The 19,683-nt window shown below is 65.4% G+C and carries 20 protein-coding genes; 14 read left to right on the forward strand and 6 right to left on the reverse strand.

Features of this window, described 5'->3' with window-relative positions:
* Positions 1–15 precede the first annotated feature (15 nt).
* Entirely contained in the window at positions 16–564 is a 549-nt protein-coding gene (locus ACOABP_RS04590; RefSeq protein WP_474227156.1) for a YaeQ family protein, read from the forward strand.
* A 63-nt stretch (positions 565–627) separates the two neighbouring features.
* Positions 628–975 (forward strand): FKBP-type peptidyl-prolyl cis-trans isomerase, encoded by a 348-nt coding sequence (locus ACOABP_RS04595; protein WP_474227157.1) that lies wholly within the window; start codon positions 628–630, stop codon positions 973–975.
* Between the two features lie 66 nt (positions 976–1,041).
* On the opposite strand, the gene ACOABP_RS04600 is transcribed toward ACOABP_RS04595, so the two are convergent.
* Positions 1,042–1,362 carry a hypothetical protein gene (locus ACOABP_RS04600; RefSeq protein ID WP_474227158.1) on the reverse strand — a complete coding sequence of 107 codons (321 nt, stop codon included), beginning with the start codon at positions 1,360–1,362 and terminating at the stop codon, positions 1,042–1,044.
* A 199-nt stretch (positions 1,363–1,561) separates the two neighbouring features.
* Between ACOABP_RS04600 and ACOABP_RS04605 the strand changes: the two genes are divergently transcribed.
* Both ACOABP_RS04605 and ACOABP_RS04610 read left to right on the forward strand, forming a co-directional pair.
* Positions 1,562–2,359 (forward strand): gamma-glutamylcyclotransferase, encoded by a 798-nt coding sequence (locus tag ACOABP_RS04605; RefSeq protein ID WP_474227159.1) that lies wholly within the window; start codon positions 1,562–1,564, stop codon positions 2,357–2,359.
* A 21-nt stretch (positions 2,360–2,380) separates the two neighbouring features.
* Positions 2,381–3,184 (forward strand): ankyrin repeat domain-containing protein, encoded by an 804-nt coding sequence (locus ACOABP_RS04610; protein ID WP_474227160.1) that lies wholly within the window; start codon positions 2,381–2,383, stop codon positions 3,182–3,184.
* Between the two features lie 67 nt (positions 3,185–3,251).
* Here ACOABP_RS04610 and ACOABP_RS04615 read toward each other — a convergent pair whose 3' ends face one another.
* Entirely contained in the window at positions 3,252–4,961 is a 1,710-nt protein-coding gene (locus ACOABP_RS04615) for a long-chain fatty acid--CoA ligase (RefSeq protein WP_474227161.1), read from the reverse strand.
* Between the two features lie 233 nt (positions 4,962–5,194).
* Between ACOABP_RS04615 and trxA the strand changes: the two genes are divergently transcribed.
* On the forward strand, positions 5,195–6,034 hold the full coding sequence (trxA, locus tag ACOABP_RS04620) for a thioredoxin (RefSeq protein WP_474227773.1): 840 nt from the start codon (positions 5,195–5,197) through the stop codon (positions 6,032–6,034).
* 86 nt (positions 6,035–6,120) lie between these two features.
* Here trxA and ACOABP_RS04625 read toward each other — a convergent pair whose 3' ends face one another.
* On the reverse strand, positions 6,121–6,594 hold the full coding sequence (locus ACOABP_RS04625) for a bacteriohemerythrin (protein ID WP_474227162.1): 474 nt from the start codon (positions 6,592–6,594) through the stop codon (positions 6,121–6,123).
* Positions 6,595–6,729: 135 nt separating this feature from the next.
* On the opposite strand from ACOABP_RS04625, the gene ACOABP_RS04630 reads away from it, so the two are divergent.
* Complete coding sequence (locus tag ACOABP_RS04630) at positions 6,730–7,308, forward strand: P-loop nucleotide/nucleoside kinase family protein (RefSeq protein WP_474227163.1); 579 nt, start codon at positions 6,730–6,732, stop codon at positions 7,306–7,308.
* Positions 7,309–7,310: 2 nt separating this feature from the next.
* On the opposite strand, the gene tcdA is transcribed toward ACOABP_RS04630, so the two are convergent.
* Entirely contained in the window at positions 7,311–8,162 is an 852-nt protein-coding gene (tcdA, locus tag ACOABP_RS04635) for a tRNA cyclic N6-threonylcarbamoyladenosine(37) synthase TcdA (protein WP_474227164.1), read from the reverse strand.
* A gap of 195 nt (positions 8,163–8,357) precedes the next feature.
* On the opposite strand from tcdA, the gene ACOABP_RS04640 reads away from it, so the two are divergent.
* The 5 genes from ACOABP_RS04640 to ACOABP_RS04660 all read left to right on the forward strand — a co-directional run bounded on the left by ACOABP_RS04640 (position 8,358) and on the right by ACOABP_RS04660 (position 15,611).
* Positions 8,358–10,682: an AsmA family protein gene (locus ACOABP_RS04640; protein WP_474227165.1), complete on the forward strand. Its 2,325-nt coding sequence runs from the start codon at positions 8,358–8,360 to the stop codon at positions 10,680–10,682.
* A gap of 302 nt (positions 10,683–10,984) precedes the next feature.
* Positions 10,985–12,241 (forward strand): MFS transporter, encoded by a 1,257-nt coding sequence (locus ACOABP_RS04645; protein WP_474227774.1) that lies wholly within the window; start codon positions 10,985–10,987, stop codon positions 12,239–12,241.
* A 144-nt stretch (positions 12,242–12,385) separates the two neighbouring features.
* Positions 12,386–13,024, forward strand: a complete 639-nt coding sequence (pdxH, locus tag ACOABP_RS04650; protein WP_474227166.1) for a pyridoxamine 5'-phosphate oxidase — start codon at positions 12,386–12,388, stop codon at positions 13,022–13,024.
* Positions 13,025–13,277: 253 nt separating this feature from the next.
* Complete coding sequence (locus ACOABP_RS04655) at positions 13,278–14,519, forward strand: class I SAM-dependent methyltransferase (RefSeq protein WP_474227167.1); 1,242 nt, start codon at positions 13,278–13,280, stop codon at positions 14,517–14,519.
* Between the two features lie 3 nt (positions 14,520–14,522).
* Entirely contained in the window at positions 14,523–15,611 is a 1,089-nt protein-coding gene (locus ACOABP_RS04660; protein WP_474227168.1) for a DUF72 domain-containing protein, read from the forward strand.
* Here ACOABP_RS04660 and msrA read toward each other — a convergent pair.
* Positions 15,608–16,150 (reverse strand): peptide-methionine (S)-S-oxide reductase MsrA, encoded by a 543-nt coding sequence (msrA, locus tag ACOABP_RS04665; protein WP_474227169.1) that lies wholly within the window; start codon positions 16,148–16,150, stop codon positions 15,608–15,610. The two genes, ACOABP_RS04660 and msrA, sit on opposite strands and share 4 nt — an antisense overlap.
* A 360-nt stretch (positions 16,151–16,510) precedes the next feature.
* On the opposite strand from msrA, the gene ACOABP_RS04670 reads away from it, so the two are divergent.
* Positions 16,511–17,101, forward strand: coding sequence for a flavin reductase family protein (locus ACOABP_RS04670; protein WP_474227170.1), 591 nt, complete (start codon positions 16,511–16,513; stop codon positions 17,099–17,101).
* A 1-nt stretch (position 17,102) separates the two neighbouring features.
* Here ACOABP_RS04670 and ACOABP_RS04675 read toward each other — a convergent pair whose 3' ends face one another.
* Positions 17,103–17,588, reverse strand: a complete 486-nt coding sequence (locus ACOABP_RS04675) for an Lrp/AsnC family transcriptional regulator (RefSeq protein WP_474227171.1) — start codon at positions 17,586–17,588, stop codon at positions 17,103–17,105.
* A 156-nt stretch (positions 17,589–17,744) separates the two neighbouring features.
* Between ACOABP_RS04675 and kynB the strand changes: the two genes are divergently transcribed.
* On the forward strand, positions 17,745–18,392 hold the full coding sequence (gene kynB / locus ACOABP_RS04680; protein ID WP_474227172.1) for an arylformamidase: 648 nt from the start codon (positions 17,745–17,747) through the stop codon (positions 18,390–18,392).
* 30 nt (positions 18,393–18,422) lie between these two features.
* Complete coding sequence (gene kynU / locus ACOABP_RS04685) at positions 18,423–19,679, forward strand: kynureninase (RefSeq protein ID WP_474227173.1); 1,257 nt, start codon at positions 18,423–18,425, stop codon at positions 19,677–19,679.
* Positions 19,680–19,683 lie beyond the last annotated feature (4 nt).

Consider the following 19,683-nt stretch of genomic DNA (forward strand, 5'->3'; position numbering starts at 1 on the left):
CGCATTTCCGATCCCATGGCGCTCAAATCCACGATTTTCAAGGCCGAACTGTCCGTTTCGGACATGGACCGGCCGTACTACGGCAGTCATACGCTCACCATCGCGCAGCATCCGTCCGAGAACGATGCCCGCATGATGGTCCGCCTGCTGGCGTTTGCCTGCGAGGCCTCCGAAACCATGGCATTCACGCGTGGCCTGGACGAGCCCGACGAACCCGACCTCTGGGACAAGTCGCTGACCGGCGACATCGTCCACTGGATCGACCTGGGCCAGCCCGACGAGACCCGCCTGAAACGCGCCGCTGCACGTGCCGATCACGTCACCGTCTATACCTATCAGAGCGCCAGCGCGCGCGAATGGTGGAAAGGCATGGCAGGCAAGGCCAGCAAGCTGCGCAACGTGACCGTCTACAATGTGCCTTCCGAAGCCGTGGATGCGCTGGCACAGATGGCCCAGCGCGCCATGCGCCTGTCCGTGACCATCCAGGACGGCGACATCTGGGTCAGCGACGACGATCACAACGTGCAGCTGACGCGCGACGTGCTCCAGCGCGCCGACGGCTAGTCATAGCGTCCGCCGGAAACCGATCGGACACACTTACCGCCACACAGAAAAAGGAAGACCGCGATGCATACCACTCCCTCCGGCCTGCAGTATGAAGACACCGTCGTCGGCTCGGGCGACGAAGCCACGGCTGGCAAGCACGTGACCGTGCATTACACCGGCTGGCTCTACGAAAACGGCCAACCTGGCCGCAAGTTCGATTCGAGCAAGGACCGCAACGACCCGTTCGTCTTCCCGCTGGGCGCCGGCCACGTGATCCGTGGCTGGGACGAAGGCGTGCAAGGCATGAAAGTAGGCGGCACGCGCCGCCTGGTGATCCCGGCCGACCTGGGCTACGGCGCGCGCGGCGCCGGTGGCGTGATCCCGCCGAACGCCACGCTGCTGTTCGAAGTGGAACTGCTGTCGGTCTGATTCCGGCGCATTCAGCAAAAACGGACGCCCTGGCGTCCGTTTTTGTTTGTCCCGAGGCCGAAACGGTCAGAAACCGATGGCCGCATTACCCACGTCGATGCGCACCTTGTCGCGGTCCAGCAGGCGGCCGGCATGGCGGGCGAAGTCCTGCGCCCAGTCGGCATTGCCGGCAAAACGGTTCTCGCCCGAGAACTTCGCGACATTAAGAATCTTGTCGATCACAAGCACCTTGCCCACCGGGCTCGACGCCTGGCAGTCCAGCTCGGCATATTCACGGTCGAACCAGCGCCAGGCAGCATCCTCGGTGACGGCCGCAAGCTCGCTGTCGTCCAGCGTGAATTCAAATTCCTTGCCGCTGCCAAATACCACGGTCAGGGTGTGCGCCATGTGCGGTTTCTCCGAGATTCGCCGAGTGTTGAACGAAAGTTGCATGGGTTAGGGCCCCTATTGTAGAGACTTGACGCCCAATCCGGCCAACCGATCGGACATGGGCCAGCCACCCGACCGTTGCCTGCTGCACACACCTTGACCCCGATGTGTGGTTTGCTTGCGACGCATCAATGCGCTTTGGATTATTCTTTCAGCCATGGCCATCACAAGACAGGATCTCGAAGCAAACAGGCTGCGCACGACGCTGTGCAGTACGCCGGTCGCGTCTTCGCTGTTGCCCGAGGCCGATATAGAGCGCTCGCTGTGCCACACGCTGGCCGGCCGCCCCGACACCCCCGGGCTGGACGGAGATGTCTGGGTTTTCGGCTACGGATCGCTGATCTGGAACCCGATGGTCGTCCATACCGAAAGCCGCCTTGCCACCGTGCATGGCTATCACCGCGGCTTCTACCTGTATTCGAAGATCAATCGCGGCACCTGGGACAACCCCGGGCTGGTGCTGGGCCTGGACCGCGGCGGCTGCTGCACGGGAATGGTCTTCCGTATCCCGCGCCATGTCGTGGAGCAGGAATTCCGCGTGCTGTGGCGCCGCGAGATGATGACCGGCGCCTATCACCCGCGCTGGCTGCGCGTGAAGCTGGACGCCGCGCATGACGCACCCGAACAGCGGGCGCTCGCTTTCGTGATGAATCGCGAACATGCCAGCTACGCCGGCCGGCTGCCCGATACGCGCGTGGTGAACTGCCTGCGCCACGCCTGCGGCCTGTACGGGCCCGCCCGCGAATATCTGCACCAGACCTTGCTGGGGCTCGCCACGCATGGCGTCGACGATCCCTACCTGGGCCGGCTCTGGCGCCAGTTGCAGGAAAGCGATGCCGTCGAGGCCGCCAGCAATGCCTGCGCCGTGGCCACCCCGGTCGCCACCTCGGCATCTGCGTCGACGTGCCCCGAGGATGCCGTGGCAGCCTCTGTCCACCCCCACGAAACCGTCTGACCGAAGCCACTGCCGACCATCATGACGCGCTCCCAGACCCGCCCCCGCCGCCAGGCACTCGCCGAAATGCTAGGGCTTATGGGATTGCTGATGGGGGGCGGACTGCTGGCCGGGCAGGGTGGCCAGACACTGGCGCGGTCGATTGGCAGCATGCGCGACGCATCGTCGCCGCCCGCACCGGCGCCACATCCATCGTCATCCCACCCGGCATTGCGTGGCGAGGGCATGTCCGCACTCGACCGCAACCTGATCACGGCTGCCAGCATCGGCGATCTCGATCTTGTGAACCGGCTGCTCAAGGCCGGTGCCTCGCTCCATGCCGTCGACGAACGCGGCCGCTCTGCCCTGCTGGCCGCGGTGTACAACCGCCGGGGCGATGTAGCACGCGCGCTGATCATGGCCGGCGCCGACGTCAACCAGAAGGACGGCGAGTCCAACAGCGCCTTCCTGCTCGCGGCCGCCACCAACCAGATCGACGTGGTACGGCTGTCGCTGTCGCACGGCGCGGACATCCGCAGCACTGACCGCTACGACGGCACGGCCCTGATTGCGGCCTGCCAGCACGGCAATGTCGAAGTCGTAAAACTGCTATTGAAGGCGGGGGTGCCGGTGGACCGCGTCAACCAGCTGGGCTGGACGGCACTGCTGGAAGCCATCATTCTCGGCGACGGCAGCGCGCGCTATGAAGATATCGTGCAATTGCTGCTCGATGCGGGCGCCGATGCCAACCTGGCCGACCGCGAGGGCATCACGCCGTCGCGCCATGCGCGCGAACGCGGCTACAAGACGATGGTCAAGATGCTGATGCGTGCCCGGGGGCACTGAGCCAGTTGCGGCACTGCAGGCCGGCTCGCCTCTCCCGCGTCGCGGGAGAGGCGAGAAGACACCCAGGTCAAGCCGTAGCGGCAGGCGTCTGGCGCGCGTTTTCCGCTTCCTGCAGCTGGCGCCACATTACCTTGCCGGTACCGGACTTCGGCAGCGCATCGACAAACTCCACCACGCGCGGGTACTTGTATGCGGCCATGTTTTCCTTGGCCCATTCGACGATGTCCTCGGGCCGGGTCTTGCCCTTGGCGTCGGCGCGCAGCACCACCACCGCCTTCACCGTCTCGCCGCGGTACTGGTCGCGCGTGCCGATGATGCAGGCTTCCTGCACGGCCGGATGCTTGTACAGCAGGTTTTCCACCTCGGCCGGCCAGACCTTGAAGCCCGACGCGTTGATCATGCGCTTGAGGCGGTCGGTGATGAAGTAGTAGCCGTCTTCGTCCATGCGGCCCAGGTCGCCGGTGCGGAAGTAGGTCTGGCCTTCGAACTCGATGAACGCGTCGCGCGTGGCATCTTCCTTGCCCCAGTAGCCCTTGAACACCTGCGGGCCGCGCACGATGATCTCGCCCACCTCGTTGGGCGGCAGTTCCTTCAGCGTAACCGGGTCCACCACGCGCGCATCGGTGTTGAACGTCGGCACGCCCAGGCACTGCAGCTTGGCGCGCTCGGACGGATTGCTGTGCGTCGGCGCCATGGTCTCGGACAGGCCGTAGCCTTCCAGGTAGCTCAGGCCGAACTGGGTCTTCAGGCGCTCGGCCACCGCCTGCGGCATGGCCGCGCCGCCGCCGCCGATATAGCGCAGGCTGCTGACGTCGAAGGTTGCCAGGTTCGGGCTGCCCAGGAAGTCGATCACCATGGTCGGGATGTTGGTCCAATGCGTGACCTGGTAGCGCGAGATCAGGCGCCCGGCCACTTCGCGATCCCAGCGCGGCAGCATCACCACGGTGGCGCCGGTGTAGATCGGGCCATTCATGCCGTACTGCATGCCGGTCACGTGGAACAGCGGCAGCACCGACAGGATCACCGATTCGGCACCGCTGCCCGACCACGTGGCTCCGCCAATGACGTTATGCATCACCGAACGATGGGTGTGGATGCAGCCCTTGGGGAAGCCGGTGGTGCCCGACGTGTACGGCATCACGGCCATGTCGTCGGGGCCTGCCGTATGCGGCCCCGGTTGCAGGCCCGCAGCCAGTGCCTCGGCCCACGGGGTGGCATTGGCGGGCAGCGGGTGCTGCGCGGTCAGCCATGCGGGCGGGGCGTCTTCGGGGAATTCGTGCGACGGCGGCAGCGCGTCGGCGTACTGCGTCACCAGCAGATGCTGCAGGCGCTGGTCGGCGGCCAGTTCGCTGTCGGCCTGCATCGCGCCGGCGGCCAGGTCTGCCGTGCAGATCGCCACGCGGGCGCCGGCATCGGTGATGTAGTGCTTGAATTCCTCGGCGCGGTTCATCGGATTGACCGGCACCACCACGGCGTCCGCACGCAGGATCGCGTAGTAGCTGATGATGAACTGCGGGCAGTTCTGCATGTACAGCAGCACGCGATCGCCCTTCTTCACCCCCGCCTTCTGCTGCAGCCAGCCGGCCATTGCCGTGGCCTGCGCCTCGAGCGCGCGGAACGTGATGGCGTTGCCGAAGTAGCGGATGGCGGCCTTGTCCGCATAGCGGCGCGCCGAAACTTCGAGGTTGTACCAGAGCGAAGTTTCCGGCAGCACGATTTCGGTCGGCACTCGCTTGGGCCAGAACTGAAAATGCGGACGGGCGGGCGTGGTGGTCATGGTGTCTCCTGCGGTTGGTCTTCAAGGGACCAGTTTCTGGAAATCGCGTGTCTCGCGAGGTGGGCCCCGCGTATTGGTCAAACAATATAACTGAACGACCGTTCTATTTTCAACAGGAGGTTTTCCCGCCCATCGCCGCGCGCCTGTCCGTGCCGGTTGCAATTTGGGACTTCGTCCTCACAATGGTGAAATCCGGCCACAGTGCTGGCCAACCCGATTCCAAGGTGCAGAACATGAGCGACGTCACCCTGCAGAACTTCGAAGCCGAAGTCATCAACAGCCCCGTACCCGTACTGGTGGATTTCTGGGCGCCCTGGTGTGGCCCGTGCCGCACACTGGGGCCGATGCTGGAAAAGCTGGAAGCCGAAGCCGGCGGTACGTGGAAGCTGGTCAAGGTCAATGTCGACGAGAACCAGCAACTGGCCAGCCACTTTGGCGTCCGCAGCATTCCCCACGTGGTGGCGTTTGCCGGCGGGCAGGCAGTCAACCAGTTTGTAGGCGTGCTACCGGAATCGCAATTGCGCGAGTTCATCGACACGCTGGCCCCCAGCGAAGGCGAGGTCGCCTTGCAGGACGCTCAGGCACTGGCCGCAGCCGGCGACCGTGAAGGCGCCAGGGCAGCGTGGCAGGCCGCGCTCGCAGATGATCCGGAAAACGATCCGAATCGCCTGGCGTATATCAGCTTCCTGCTCGACGGCGATGCCATTGACGCAGCCGAAGCGGAATTTGGCCGCCTGACACCGCGCGCACCGCAGGAAGACGGTTACGCCGCGCTGCGGACCCGGCTGGATGCGATGAAGGGACTCGACGATCTGCCCGACGGCGCCGACCTGAAAGCGCAGGTCGAAGCCGACCCGGCCAACCTGGCCGCGCGCCTGGATCTGGCGAAAGTACTGATCGCACGCCGCGAGTATGAACCCGCACTGGTTCAGTTGATGGAAATCGTGCGCCGCGACCGCGGCTTCGAAGACGACATCGGCCGCAAGACAATGTTGTCGGTGTTCGAGTTGATGGCCGATTCGCCAGAAGTGGTATCGAAATGGCGCCGGCAACTGAGCACGGCGCTGAACTGAGAGGCAGCCGTAGTCGGAGAGGCTACGGAAAAAGCGCGGAGAGGACGCGGAGACGGCGCCGCCCCTCTCCCTGCCGGACGGCGTCGTCAGGCCGCCGGGGCCTCGATCAGTGAAAAGCCGTTGGCCTTCATATGCTCGACCATCATCGCGTCCATCGACTTCACATGATTGTCGAACCAGCCTGACAGTTCATCCACCAGGCGACGGCCCAGCGAGAGCCCGCCCTTGCCGGGGCCTTCCGGATCTTCCACTTCCTGCGCGATCTTGTCGCGCACGGCCTGCACCACCTGCAGCACGCCCTTGTGCTCGTTCGTATGGCAGAAGCGCGGCCCGAACTGCATGGCCTCCATCCACTGCTCTTCCTGTTCGAAATGGTGGCGCGTGTGCGCGATCCACTCGTCGTAGGCGGCCAGGAAGCCGGCATCGTCGGACTTGGCGACGGCATCGAGCAATTGCAGGAATTCAGCGTGCGTGGCGTCGGTCACGGGCTCGCCCAGGCGGAGTTCGTCTGGCAAGCCTTCCGAGGAAAGACCGTCGTAGGGGTTCTGTGCTGCAGACATGGATCTGAAGACTTTTCTTTGAGATAAGCGGCAAGGATACCGATTTCGCCAGCGTTCGATCTGATTTTCCGCAAAGAACGGTATCCTTGACCCTCGCGCCCCTGGCAAGTGACTGATGTTCAGCAAGCCACCGACATGCCTCGACTGATCTTCTTCTGCGGTCACGCCGGTACCGGCAAGACCACCCTCGCCCATCGCCTGATCGGCCCGCTGATGCAGGCCACCGGCGAACCGTTCTGCCTGCTCGACAAGGACACCCTCTACGGGCGCTACAGTGCCGCCGCCATGCGCGCGATCACCGGCGACCCCAACGACCGCGACAGCCCGGCGTACCTGGACAACCTGCGCGACCCCGAATACGAGGGCCTGCTGGATACCGCACGCGAGAACCTGATGCTGGGCATCAGCGTGATCGTGATCGGCCCGCTCTCGCGCGAAATCCGTGCGCATCTGCTGACCGATCCGCAATGGCTGCATGTGCCCGACGGCACGCGCACGCAGATTGTCTGGGTGCACCTGCCGGAAGACGAGGCGCACGCGCGCATCATCAGCCGCGCCAATCCCAACGACGCCTACAAGCTCACGCACTGGGACGCCTACCGCGCCCGCCGCTTTTCGCCGGACCCGGCCGAATATCCCGAACTGATCTTTTTCGACAACCAGGCGCCCGACGAGGCCGCCGTCGGCGGCCTGCTGCGGACGCTGGCCGCCTGAGCCTAGCCGGCCGCGAGCGCGCCGATCACCGCCGACGCCGCCACGAACCCGAAAACCGCCGTCACCGCCACCGACGACCCAAAGCCGGCGCAGGCCAGGCCTTGCGGACCACGCGTCGGCGCGGGGGGCACTTCATCGATCTCGCACGCCTGCTGTTCGGGCTCGGGGTAGCGCAGCGGCTCGTCGGAGTAGACGGCCTCGATGCCGAATTTCTTCTTCGGATCGCGCGGAAAACCCCACTGACGGCGCAGGTTGCCACGCACCTTCGCCAGCAACGGGTCCTGGATCGTACGGGCCAGGTCCTCGATGCGCACGCGCGTGGGGTCGAGCTGGCCACCCGCGCCGCCGCACGTGATCACGCGCACGCCTTCGCGGCGTGCCCAGCCCAGGATTGCGGTCTTGACCTTCACGGCGTCGATGGCGTCGATCACATAGTCAAAGCCTGATAGCAATTCCGCCACGTTGTCTTCGGTCACGAAATCGTCGATCTGCGTCACGCGGCAACGCGGATTGATCGCCACGATGCGCTCGGCCATGGCTTCCACCTTGGCCCGACCGTAGGCATCGCCCAGCGCATGGATCTGCCGATTGGTGTTCGACGCGGCAATGTGATCGAGGTCGATCAGCGTGATACGCCCCACCGCATTGCGCGCCAGCGCTTCGGCCGCCCAGCTGCCCACGCCGCCAATACCGATGACGCACACATTGGCCGCCTCAAGCCTGGCCAGGCCATGTGCGCCGTACAGGCGCGCCACACCGCCAAACCGGCGATGGTAGTCGTCGTCGGCGGCGCTTTCGTGTGACAGGGGCACGGGCAGGTCCTGCTCTGCCAAAGGCGTAGGGGTGATGGTCATAGTTGAATTCTTAAATCTGCCGGCATTTTATGTCACCCGCAGGAATTCATCCGGCCCCGGCAAACGGGCAACAAATAGGCATCCCGACGACCGCAATGTCAGCCTGAGGCCGACAACCACCTGCGGCTGGCCTCCCTACAATTACCAATGCAGTGGTTCATCCGCCGCACGGCTGCTACCAGGAGTCCACCCCTTATGCCCGCCTCGCGTCGCCACAAGATCGTTTTCTGGAGCGTGTTCACGCCGCTGGCGCTGATCGCGGTCCTTGTCGTCATCATCCTGACGTTCGACTGGAACCGGCTCAAGCCTTGGCTCAACGACAAGGTGTCGGAATCGATCGGGCGCCCGTTCGCCATCAATGGCGACCTGACCGTCACCTGGAAACGTGGCCAGGGGGAAACCGGCTGGCGCACGCTTGTGCCATGGCCACGGTTGTCGGCCAAGGACATTTCCGTGGGCAACCCCGACTGGGCCCAGGCGCCCAACATGGGCACGGTCCGGGAACTGATCTTCGTGCTGCGCCCGCTGCCCTTGCTGGCCCACGAGATCAACGTGCCCACCATCGTCGTCGACAGCCCCGCCGTGTGGCTGGAACGGCTCGCCGACAAGCGCAACAACTGGACCTTCGATCTGCGCACGCAGACCGATTCCGGCAAATCCAAATGGCACCTCGACGTGGGTGAAGTCGTGCTCCAGCGCGGCAACCTGGCGCTGGACGATGCCGCCGAGAAGATCCAGCTGCAGGCAGCGCTGGACACCGTCGGCGACCAGGCCATCTATGACAAGGCCCGCGACGGCGCGCTGATGCCGTCCGACGCCTCGGCCGTGGCGGCGTCGCAGGGCTCCGCCGCATCGACGCCCGAGGCCAGGACCAACGACAACAAGGGCGGCAAGTCCGGCAACGACGACCGCTACGGCATCCGCTGGAAAGCCGTGGGCCATTACAAGCAGGCCACCATCAATGCCACCGGCAAGGCCGGCACCGTGCTGAGCCTGCGCGATGTGGACACCCCCTACCCGGTACAGGCCGATGTGCGCGTGGGCGCCACCCACGCCACGATGGAAGGCACGGTGACCAATCCGGCCCACCTGGGCGCGCTCGATGTGAACCTGACCCTGGCCGGCGACAGCATGGCGTCGCTCTACAACCTGACCGGCATCGTGCTGCCGTCCACCCCGCCGTATGAAACGCGCGGCCGGCTGGTCGCCACGCTGAAAAAGGGGGCATCGACCTATACCTACCGCGACTTCACCGGCAAGGTGGGCGGCAGCGACCTGGGCGGCACGCTCACTTTTGCCCAGCGCTCGCCGCGCCCGCTGCTGTCTGGCGAACTGGTCTCGAAGCAGTTACTGTTCGCCGACCTGGCGCCGCTGATCGGCGGCGGTGCCAAGCCGGGCCAGGCGGCCAAGGACAGCCCTGTGAAGCAGCCGGCCGACAGGAAACTGCCGGTGGCGCCGTTCCGCACCGAACGCTGGGACGAGATCGACGCCGACGTGAAGTTCACGGGCAAGCGCATCGTGCGCAATGAAGACCTGCCGATCACCGACCTGACCACGCACCTGAAGCTGACCGACGGCGTACTGCTGCTCGACCCGCTGAACTTCGGCATGGCCGGCGGCAACCTGGTATCGACGATCGAGCTCGACGGCAAGCGCGAACCGATGGGCGCGAAGATCGACATGACCGCGCGGCACCTGAAGATCAAGCAGCTGTTCCCGAAGGTGGAAAGCACGCGCGCCAGCGTCGGCGAGGTGAACGGCAGCGCCAAGCTGTCCGCCACCGGCAATTCGGTGGCGGCGCTGATGGGATCGTCGAACGGCGAGGCCAGGCTGCTGGTGGAAAACGGCACCGTCAGCAAGTTCATCCTCGAAGCCATCGGCCTGAATGTGGGCAGCGTGGTGATTTCGAAGCTGTTCGGCGACAAGCCGGTGCAGATCAACTGCGGCGTCAGCGCGTTCGGCTTCCAGAACGGCGTCGCGCGGGCCCAGACCTTCGTGCTCGACACGCAGGACGCCGTCATCACCACCGAGGGCGCGGTCGATTTCAAGGACGAACGCCTGGCGCTGACGATCCATCCCGATTCGAAGGGGCTGCGCATCATCTCGCTGCGCTCGCCGCTCTATGTGGGCGGCACGTTCAAGAACCCGTCGGTCAGCCCGAACATTGCCATCCTGGCGCTGCGCGCCGGCGGTGCGCTGGCGTTGGCCCTGACTGCGCCAGTGGCGATGGTGGTGCCGCTGCTCGACGTCTCGGGCGGCGGCGACGAAAGCGAGTGCGCGAGGCTGCTGGCGGATCTCAAGAAGCGGCCTACCGCCCCGCCGCCGGGCAAGACCTACCAGGGACCGGACGCGCCGAAGGGCCAGCAGCAGGCCGGCCCGGCCATACCGGAGTCGCCCACGAAGTCGGACGCCGCACGCGGCGAACCGGCCCCGCCGCCGACCAGACCCCGCATTCCCAGCCCCACGGTGCAACAGCCGTCGCGACCGGACAACGACAAGCAGCTTTACCAGGGCGGCTAGCGGGACAGGCGTTGGTCCCGCGCTGCAGTTGCCCTTCCCTCGACTCATTGCACTCTGACGACATCGGCATATCCGCAACACACGTGTACCTAATGTGTTGCGGATTTGGCACGCCCTTCTACACCGTTGTTGTGCATATCCCACTGACAGTCGCATAATCGACTGGTCGTTGATTAAGCAAGTAATTAATGAACAACGACACGCAACGCCACCGGTTGCCGGGTTCCAGCCTGGCCAGCGGTGCCTTGTAAGGTGCGGCTCCGGCCGCACTGATTTTCTTTTTCGCGCGTCTTATTGTCCGGATCGGAGACCCTTGCCGGCGGCGCGAACCACCTTCGCCGCCCCCGCGCACCCCTGCCATGACGTTGCCTCATGCCGCCGTTCCCCCGATCAGCTGGCTGATCGCGCTGACGGTGTGCAACCACGTGGCGTTCAACGCCAGTCGTGTCGTCGTTTCCCTATTTGCCATCTCGCTCAAGGCTTCCACGGTGACGCTGGGCATCCTGATGTCGCTCTATGCGCTGCTGCCGATGTTCCTGGCGATTCGCGCCGGCAAGCGCATCGACGAAATTGGCCCGCGCCTGCCGATGACGGCCGGGTCGCTGATGGTGGTGGGTGGCACGCTGCTGCCGGCGGTCTGGCATGACATTGCGTCGCTATACGTGGCATGCGCGCTGATCGGCGTGGGCTTCATGCTGGTGCAGGTAGCCATGCAACTGCTGATCGGCCAGGTGTCGACCAACGAAACCCGCCTGCGCAACTACACGTGGCATGCGCTGGGGCTGTCCATCTCGGGCACGCTCGGGCCGGTGGCGATGGGCTATACGATCGAGCACGCGGGCTTTCGCACCGCGTTCTGCATCCTGGTTGGCGTGGCGCTGCTGGGCCAGGCCGGCCTGCAGTATGTACGGCCGCGCCTGCCTGCCACTGGCGGCAACGCGGGCCGCATCGCCATCGAGGACGGTTCGCGCCATTCCACGCTGGACCTGCTCCTGCATCCCGAACTGCGGGCCGTGTTCGTCGCCAGCGCCGTGCTGTCCGCCGCGTGGGACCTGCACGCGTTCCTGATCCCGATCCAGGGCACGCGTATTGGCCTGTCGCCGTCGATGATCGGCTGGGTGCTCGGTGCGTTCTCCATTGCCACGCTGGCGATCCGGATTGCCATGCCGATGGTGTCGCGCCATTTCTCGGAATGGAAGATCATCCGCCTGGCGCTGCTGGTGGGCGCGATGGCGTACGTGGTCTATCCGTTCGTGTCGCATTTCTGGCTCATGTGCAGCCTGGCGTTCGTGCTGGGCCTGGCGCTGGGCAGCGCCCAGCCCAACGTCATGAACATCCTGCACACGGCCTCGCCCTCGGGCCGCGCCGGCGAGGCACTGGGCCTGCGCTCCGCCGTGCTCAATACGAGCCAGGTGGTGTGGCCGCTCACGTTCGGCGTGGTGGGCACGGCACTGGGCATGCTGCCGATCTTCCTGTCGATGGCCGGCGCAATGGGCATGGCCAACTACTATTCGCGGCGCCAGACGCAGAAGATCGCCGCGCCGAAACTGTCGGACTAGCCACTGGCGATCTTGAATCGCGCGGACTAGTAAAACTACGATGCCGCTTTGCCATGGCGCAAATGCGGTGTGCGGCGCATTCGCTATACTCGAAGCATCCTGGTCCGCATGGTCCCCGTGCGGCCCGACTCTTCGATATGCGATATGACCCAACTCGCTGATCTGCGCCGCAACTACATGCTGAGCGCCCTTTCCGAAACCGACGTGGCGGGCGACCCGATCCGCCAGTTCCAGAACTGGTTCGACGAGGCCATGCAGGCCAAGCTGCCCGAACCCAACGCGATGACGCTGGCCACGGTAGGCGCCGATGGTCAGCCGTCGGCGCGCATCGTGCTGCTCAAGGGCATGGATGCCAACGGCTTCACGTTCTTTACCAACTACGAAAGCCGCAAGGGCCTGGACCTGGAAGCCAACCCGCGCGCGGCGCTGCTGTTCCACTGGGTGCAGCTCGAACGCCAGGTGCGGGTGGAAGGCATTGTCGAGAAGGTGGACGATGCCGAGAGCGATGCCTATTACGCATCGCGTCCGCTGGGCTCGCGCCTGGGCGCCTGGGCCTCCGAACAAAGCCGCGAGGTGGCCGGCCGCGACGTGCTGGAGGCACGCGAAGCCGACTTCCGCAGCAAGTTCGGCGACAACCCGCCGCGTCCGCCGCACTGGGGCGGCTACCGCCTGCGTCCAACGTGGATCGAGTTCTGGCAAGGCCGCCCTTCGCGCCTGCACGACCGCATCGCCTTCCGGCAGCAGGCCGACGGCAGCTGGCAGATCGTCCGGCTGTCGCCCTGAGCCTGCGCGCGGCATACAGCACAACGTGGGTGATGATCGCTGCATAGTCAATGTCTGCCTGCTCTGACAGGCACTGACTGCGGCGCCCCACACTGCACAATTCGGGGATTTGGCGTAAAGTTGTTGGGATGCCGCACCGGCCATGCATCGGTGCGCCCCCAAGGCCAGAGCTGCGTCCCACCACGCAGTCTGCGCAGCCGACCGTGGGGCATTTCATTCGAGAGGGATAACCAACCAATCGGGAGAAAGCCGCATGTTCTTCAAGCAAGCAATCGACAAGCAGCTCGATAGCTGGATCTCCGACGTGCGCGAGCACGCCAACCTGCCTGTCAGGCTTCGGCTGTGGAATGGCAGCGAGTACCAGCTGGGCAACTTCGACAAACCCGAGGTCACGCTGACCGTGCGCGAGGCCTCGGCCCTTCCGCTGCTGCTCGCGCCAAGCCTGGACAACCTCGGCGAGGCATACGTCCAGGAAAAGATCGATCTCGACGGCCACCTGGCCGACATCATCAAGATGGCCTACGGCCTGTCGGCCGCCGCCGCGCGCAGTGCGGGGGGCGCCCTGGCAAAGGTGGCGCAGCACTTCACGCACAGCCGTTCGGAAGACAAGGCATCGATCCAGTATCACTACGACGTTTCCAACGCGTTCTACCAGCTCTGGCTCGATCCGCGCATGGTGTATTCGTGCGCGTATTTCGAGGACGGCACCGAAGACCTGGCTACGGCGCAGCTCAAGAAGATCGACCACATCCTGACCAAGATCCGCGTGCAGCCAGGCCAGACCCTGCTCGACATCGGCTGCGGCTGGGGTGCGCTGGTGATCCGTGCCGCGCAGAAGTTCGACGCGCGGTGCGTGGGCATCACGCTGTCGCAGAACCAGTTCGACCTGGCCACCGAACGTGTGAAGGCCGCCGGGCTGCAGGACCGCATCGAGATCCGGCTGCAGGACTATCGCGATATCCAGGGCCAGTTCGACCGCATTACCAGCGTCGGCATGTTCGAGCACGTGGGCAAGGACAACCTGATCGGCTACTTCGGCCGCATCCACGACCTGCTCAAGGACGATGGCGTGGCGATGAACCACGGCATCACGGCCACCGACCCCGACAGCGGCGCCGTGCCGATGGACGGCTCGGGCTTCATGGACCGCTACGTGTTCCCGCAGGGCGAACTGCCGCACATCAGCATGGTGCTGAATACCATGGCCAAGGGCGGGCTGGAGGCCTTCGACGTGGAGTTGCTGCGCCGGCACTATGCCCAGACGCTGCGGCACTGGGGCGACAATTTCGAGACGAATGCCGATGCGATCCGTGCGATGGTAGGCGAGAAGAAATACCGCATCTGGCGCGTCTACATGGCCGGCTGCGAGCACGCGTTCACCAACAGCATCATGTCGTTGCACCAGGTGGTGTGCCAGAAGACAAATCGTCCCGCCGACACATTCCCGGTCTCGCGGCGCTATATTTACGCGTCTCCGATTGGAAATGCCGTCTGACGTTTGACTGACAACCTCGACCTGTTCGGCGAAGCCCCGGCATCGCCGGACGCCCCGCCCCGGCCCGCCGCGGCCGGAAATCCCGAAAAGAAGAAGCCCGTTGGCAAGGTCGTCCAGCCCTGGACGCCCGATGCCGCGTTGACCGCGCTCGCCGGCCGGCTGCCCCCCAACCTGTATTTCGGCACCTCGTCGTGGTCGTATCCGGGCTGGCACGGCATGGTCTACGACGGCGAGTACACGGAAAGCCTGCTGTCCCGCAAGGGCCTGCGCGCCTGCGGCCAGCATCCGCTGCTGCGCGCGGCGGGTATCGACCGCGGTTTCTATGGCCCGATTCCGCTGGCCGACTACCTGGGCTACGCGGCGCAGGTGCCCGAGGGTTTCCGCTTCCTGGTCAAGGCCCCGGCCAGCGTATGCGATGCCTGGCTGCGCGGCCCCGATGGCGCCGGACGCCTGCCCAACGCGGCATTCCTGAACGCCGAGATCGCGATCCGCGATTTCATCGTGCCGGCCACTGGCGGCCTGGGCCAGCGTTGCGGCCCACTGCTGTTCCAGCTGTCACCGCTGCAAAGCGTGGCTGACGACGGTCCGGCCTTCTTCACGCGGCTCGATGCCTTCCTGGCCGCCCTGCCGCCACTGGACCCCAGCCTGACGCCGCACGCCTGCTATGCCGTGGAAATGCGCGATCCTGCGCTGCTGACGCCGCGCTACATCCGCCTGCTGCGCGAGCGCGGCGTGCGCTTCTGCCTGGCCGCGCGCGACCGACTGCCGCCGGTATCGCGCCAGGCCCATGCGCAGGCGCTGATGGACGATGGCGCGCCCGGCCCGCTGGTGCTGCGCTGGATGCTGCGCGAGGGCCGCTCCTATGCGATGGCCGAGAAAGCCTACATGCCGTTCGACAAGCTCGCGGACCCCGACGACGCGACGCGCGACGCCATCGCCGATGTGGTGGCGAACACGCTGCGCAGCGGCCAGCCGGCCTACGTCATCGTCAGCAACAATGCCGAAGGCTGCGCGCCGCTGAGCATCGCCCGGCTGGCCGCGGCGATTGCCGACCGCCTGGACGGCGCGGCAGGCCTGGCCAGGCTCGCCTAGCGCCGCATGCGGTGCGAGAAATCGCGCCGGAACTGCGCCAGCTTGGGGGTGATCACAAACGCGCAGTAGCCTTGCGCCGGATGTTCCTGGTAGTAGTTCTGGTGGCTCATCTCGGCGCGCCAATACGGCTGCTCCGGTTCGAGCTGCGTCACGATCGGCGCGTCGTACACCTTGTTCGCCACCAGTTCGCCAATCACATATTCCGCCACGGCGCGCTGGGCCTCCGAATGCGTGAAGATGACCGAGCGATATTGCGGGCCCACATCGTTGCCCTGACGATTGAGCTGCGTCGGGTCATGGATCGAGAAATAGATCTCCAGGATTTCCCGGAATGTGATCGTCGCCGGGTCGAAGGTCACGCGCACCACCTCGGCGTGGCCCGTGTCGCCCTCGCACACCTGGCGATAGGTTGGATTGTGGATATAGCCGCCGGTGTAGCCCGACTCCACGGCACGCACGCCGTCCACCTGCTGGAACACCGCCTCCAGACACCAGAAACACCCGCCACCGAGCGTGGCAATCTCAAGCTCGTGATCCATCTGCTCGCTCCCTTCCCGCGTTCAAGGGTATCCGATACCGTGCCGGCTCAAGCGGGCATCGATTTTCCAGCATAAGCAATGACGCAACGAACTGCCGTTAAAAATGAAACAAGTGCAATCGGGATGGCATAAAGACCATTTGATATTGCGCAGGGGTCACTTCGGGTGAAATGTCCGGAGTCCGCTACAATCGCACCTGTATTGGCGCCTGCAAGCGCCCGGCAGCGCGCGTCCGGCAGCTGCTGCGTCGTGTGTGCGCCAGGCCACCGAAATAGCCGCCCCCCAGGATTAGGTTTGGTGTGTTGAATGCGCGCCGGCCATCCCGATATGAAGATCATGGATTTGTGTGGAGCCCGAGAGATGGGCATGCCCGAGGCCGCCGCCCCCGCCACCCAGGAGCGCAAGGCCGCCGCCCCCGATTTTGACAGCCGTCATTTCAAGCGCGCGCTGTCGCAGTTCGCCACAGGTGTAACGGTGATCACCACGCGTGCCGCCGGTCACCAGCACGCCAACGGCGCGCCGTTCGTCGGCATTACCGCCAGCTCGTTCAATTCGGTGTCGCTCGATCCGCCGCTGGTGCTGTGGAGCATGGCCACGCGCGCCAACAGCCTGCCGATGTTCCGCGATGGCTCGCACTACATCATCAACGTGCTGGCTGCATCACAGCTGGACCTCTGCCAGCGTTTTGCCACGCTCAAGGGCGACCGCTTTGCCGGCGTGGATTACCGGTTGTCGGAGACCGGCCTGCCAATCCTTGCCAACGCCCTGGCCTGGTTCGAATGCCACAACCGCAGCCGCTATGACGAAGGCGACCACGTGATTTTCGTCGGCGAAGTGGAACGCTGCGGCATTCTTGACGCCGGCGGCGAGCCGCTGGTGTTCCAGGGCGCGCAGTTTTCCACACTGTGTCCGCTGGATTCACTCGACCAGGTCGACCCGCGCGAGCGCTAGGTCACGGCTTCCCGTCCTTGTCCTTCAGGATCGCCAATGGCGATCCGTCCGTCTTGATCCGCTGCAGCACGATATTCGAGCGGATATCCATCACCCCGGGCGTGCGATATAGCCGATTCACGATGAAATCGGAGTAGTGCTTCAGGTTGCGCGCCTGCACCCGCAGGATGTAGTTGCTGTCACCGGTGATCACATAGGCGGTCAGCACCTCGGGCCAGGTCTGTACCACGGCATTGAACGTGTCGTGCCAGCCTTCCACGTCGTGCCGCATCGACACCTGCACGATGGCCTCGATCTCCAGCCCCAGCTGCTCGGCGTCGAACCACGCCTTGTAGCCGCCTATCACGCCGTTTTCTTCCAGCAGCCGCACCCGCCGCAAGCACGCGGATGGCGATAACGCCACCCGGTCGGCCAGGTCCTGATTGCTGATGCGGCCGTTCTCCTGCAGGGCGGTCAGTATGCGTAAATCAATCGGATCAAGGGTCATTTCGCAGAAACCACGGTTTTCTCTTTGTCTTGCACAATTTTATGCGAAAGATGGCCCAGCGGACGGGCCATTTCGCAAGCCTCTTCTCGGCGCTTTTGACTATGATCCCCACACGCACCGCGTCTTCAGAAACGCGCTACGGAGACCCTAGTCAACATGCCAAACGCCCCCACTGCCCCACGCCGGATCTGGGATATCAGCCCGCCTGTATCGAACGCCACGCCGGTCTGGCCCGGCGACACACCGTTCCGGCACGAGCCCGCCTGGCAACTGGACGAACACTGCCCGGTCAATGTTGGCCGCATCACGATGTCGCCGCACACCGGCGCCCATGCCGACGCGCCGCTGCATTACGCCGCCGACGGCGCGCCGATTGGCGACGTGCCGCTGGACGCCTATCTGGGCCCCTGCCGCGTGATCCACTGCATCGGCGCCGCGCCGCGCGTGGAGCCGCATCACGTCGAGGCAGCGCTGGCCGGCGTGCCGCAGCGCGTGCTGCTGCGCACCTATGAAAGCGTGCCGCAGGGCGCGTGGGACTCGGCGTTCTGCGCCGTCGCCCCGGAAACCATTGCATTGCTGGCCCGCCATGGCGTGAAGCTGATCGGCATCGACACGCCGTCGCTGGACCCCGAAACCTCGAAGACGATGGACGCCCACCACGCGGTGCGCGATCACCGGCTGGCAATTCTCGAAGGCATCGTGCTCGACGACGTGCCGGCCGGCGACTACGAACTCATCGCGCTGCCGCTGCGCCTGGCCACGCTCGACGCGAGCCCGGTCCGTGCGGTGCTGCGCGCACTTTGAATCCTTCCGAACACTCTGAACACTGAAAGCATGACCAACCTGACTCGCGAACGCTGCCAGGCGCTGGACCGGGACGAACCGCTCCGCGCGCTGCGCGAACAATTTGCCCTGCCCGCCGACGTGATCTATCTCGATGGCAACTCGCTGGGCGCCCGCCCGCGCGCAGCCGCGGCGCGTGCCGCCGAGGTCGTCAGCAGCGAATGGGGCGAAGGCCTGATCCGCAGCTGGAATAGCGCGGGATGGTTCGACCTGCCGGGCCGGCTGGGCAACCGCCTGGCGCCGCTGATTGGCGCGGGCCACGACGAGGTAGTGGTCACCGACACCACGTCGATCAACCTGTTCAAGGTGCTGGCCGCCGCGCTGCGCGTGCAACAGCAGCGCGATCCGTCGCGCCGCGTGATCGTGTCCGAGGCCAGCAACTTCCCGACCGATCTCTATATCGCCCAGGGCCTGGCCGATCTGCTGCAGCAAGGCTACGAAGTCCGCCTGGTGAACAGCCCTGACGAGATCGACGCCGCCGTGGGCGCCGACACGGCCGTGCTGATGCTGACGCATGTCAACTACAAGACCGGCGAGATGCTCGACATGGCCGGCCTGACCGAACTCGCCCACGCGCGCGGCGTGCTGACCGTCTGGGATCTGGCGCACTCGGCCGGCGCCGTGCCGGTGGACCTGACGGCGGCCCGGGCTGACTACGCCATCGGCTGCACGTACAAGTACCTGAACGGCGGCCCTGGCTCGCCCGCCTTTGTCTGGGTGGCACCCGCGCTGCGCGACCAGTTCTGGCAACCGCTGTCGGGCTGGTGGGGCCATGGCGCACCGTTCGCGATGTCGCCGCAGTACGCGCCCGCCAAGGGCATCGGGCGCTTCCTGTGCGGCACGCAGCCGGTCACGTCGCTCGCCATGGTCGAATGCGGCCTGGATATCTTCGCGCAGACCAGCATGAGCGCGCTGCGCGCGAAGTCGCTCAAGCTGACCGACATGTTTATCGAACTCGTCGAATCACGATGCGCCAAGCATCCGCTGACGCTGGTCACCCCGCGCGCGCATGCCCGGCGCGGCAGTCAGGTGAGCTTTGCGCACCCCGACGGCTATGCGCTGGTGGCCGCGCTGATCGAGCGTGGCGTGATTGGCGACTACCGCGAGCCCGGCATTGCCCGCTTCGGCTTCACGCCGCTCTACACGACCTTTACCGAAGTCTGGGACGCCGTGGAAATCATGCGCGACGTGCTGGACAGCGGCGCCTATCGCGACGCCCGCTTTGCGGTGCGGACGGCGGTGACCTGAGCGG

This window comes from Cupriavidus sp. HE11, from assembly GCF_056097175.1.

What these genes read in the sequence shown, in the direction of transcription:
- ACOABP_RS04590 (WP_474227156.1), top strand. Translation starts at nt 16, where the DNA reads ATGGCGCTCAAATCCACGATTTTCAAGGCCGAACTGTCCGTTTCGGAC.
- ACOABP_RS04595 (WP_474227157.1), top strand. Translation starts at nt 628, where the DNA reads ATGCATACCACTCCCTCCGGCCTGCAGTATGAAGACACCGTCGTCGGC.
- ACOABP_RS04600 (WP_474227158.1), bottom strand. Translation starts at nt 1,362, where the DNA reads ATGGCGCACACCCTGACCGTGGTATTTGGCAGCGGCAAGGAATTTGAA.
- ACOABP_RS04605 (WP_474227159.1), top strand. Translation starts at nt 1,562, where the DNA reads ATGGCCATCACAAGACAGGATCTCGAAGCAAACAGGCTGCGCACGACG.
- ACOABP_RS04610 (WP_474227160.1), top strand. Translation starts at nt 2,381, where the DNA reads ATGACGCGCTCCCAGACCCGCCCCCGCCGCCAGGCACTCGCCGAAATG.
- ACOABP_RS04615 (WP_474227161.1), bottom strand. Translation starts at nt 4,961, where the DNA reads ATGACCACCACGCCCGCCCGTCCGCATTTTCAGTTCTGGCCCAAGCGA.
- trxA (WP_474227773.1), top strand. Translation starts at nt 5,195, where the DNA reads ATGAGCGACGTCACCCTGCAGAACTTCGAAGCCGAAGTCATCAACAGC.
- ACOABP_RS04625 (WP_474227162.1), bottom strand. Translation starts at nt 6,594, where the DNA reads ATGTCTGCAGCACAGAACCCCTACGACGGTCTTTCCTCGGAAGGCTTG.
- ACOABP_RS04630 (WP_474227163.1), top strand. Translation starts at nt 6,730, where the DNA reads ATGCCTCGACTGATCTTCTTCTGCGGTCACGCCGGTACCGGCAAGACC.
- tcdA (WP_474227164.1), bottom strand. Translation starts at nt 8,162, where the DNA reads ATGACCATCACCCCTACGCCTTTGGCAGAGCAGGACCTGCCCGTGCCC.
- ACOABP_RS04640 (WP_474227165.1), top strand. Translation starts at nt 8,358, where the DNA reads ATGCCCGCCTCGCGTCGCCACAAGATCGTTTTCTGGAGCGTGTTCACG.
- pdxH (WP_474227166.1), top strand. Translation starts at nt 12,386, where the DNA reads ATGACCCAACTCGCTGATCTGCGCCGCAACTACATGCTGAGCGCCCTT.
- ACOABP_RS04655 (WP_474227167.1), top strand. Translation starts at nt 13,278, where the DNA reads ATGTTCTTCAAGCAAGCAATCGACAAGCAGCTCGATAGCTGGATCTCC.
- msrA (WP_474227169.1), bottom strand. Translation starts at nt 16,150, where the DNA reads ATGGATCACGAGCTTGAGATTGCCACGCTCGGTGGCGGGTGTTTCTGG.
- ACOABP_RS04670 (WP_474227170.1), top strand. Translation starts at nt 16,511, where the DNA reads ATGGGCATGCCCGAGGCCGCCGCCCCCGCCACCCAGGAGCGCAAGGCC.
- ACOABP_RS04675 (WP_474227171.1), bottom strand. Translation starts at nt 17,588, where the DNA reads ATGACCCTTGATCCGATTGATTTACGCATACTGACCGCCCTGCAGGAG.
- kynB (WP_474227172.1), top strand. Translation starts at nt 17,745, where the DNA reads ATGCCAAACGCCCCCACTGCCCCACGCCGGATCTGGGATATCAGCCCG.
- kynU (WP_474227173.1), top strand. Translation starts at nt 18,423, where the DNA reads ATGACCAACCTGACTCGCGAACGCTGCCAGGCGCTGGACCGGGACGAA.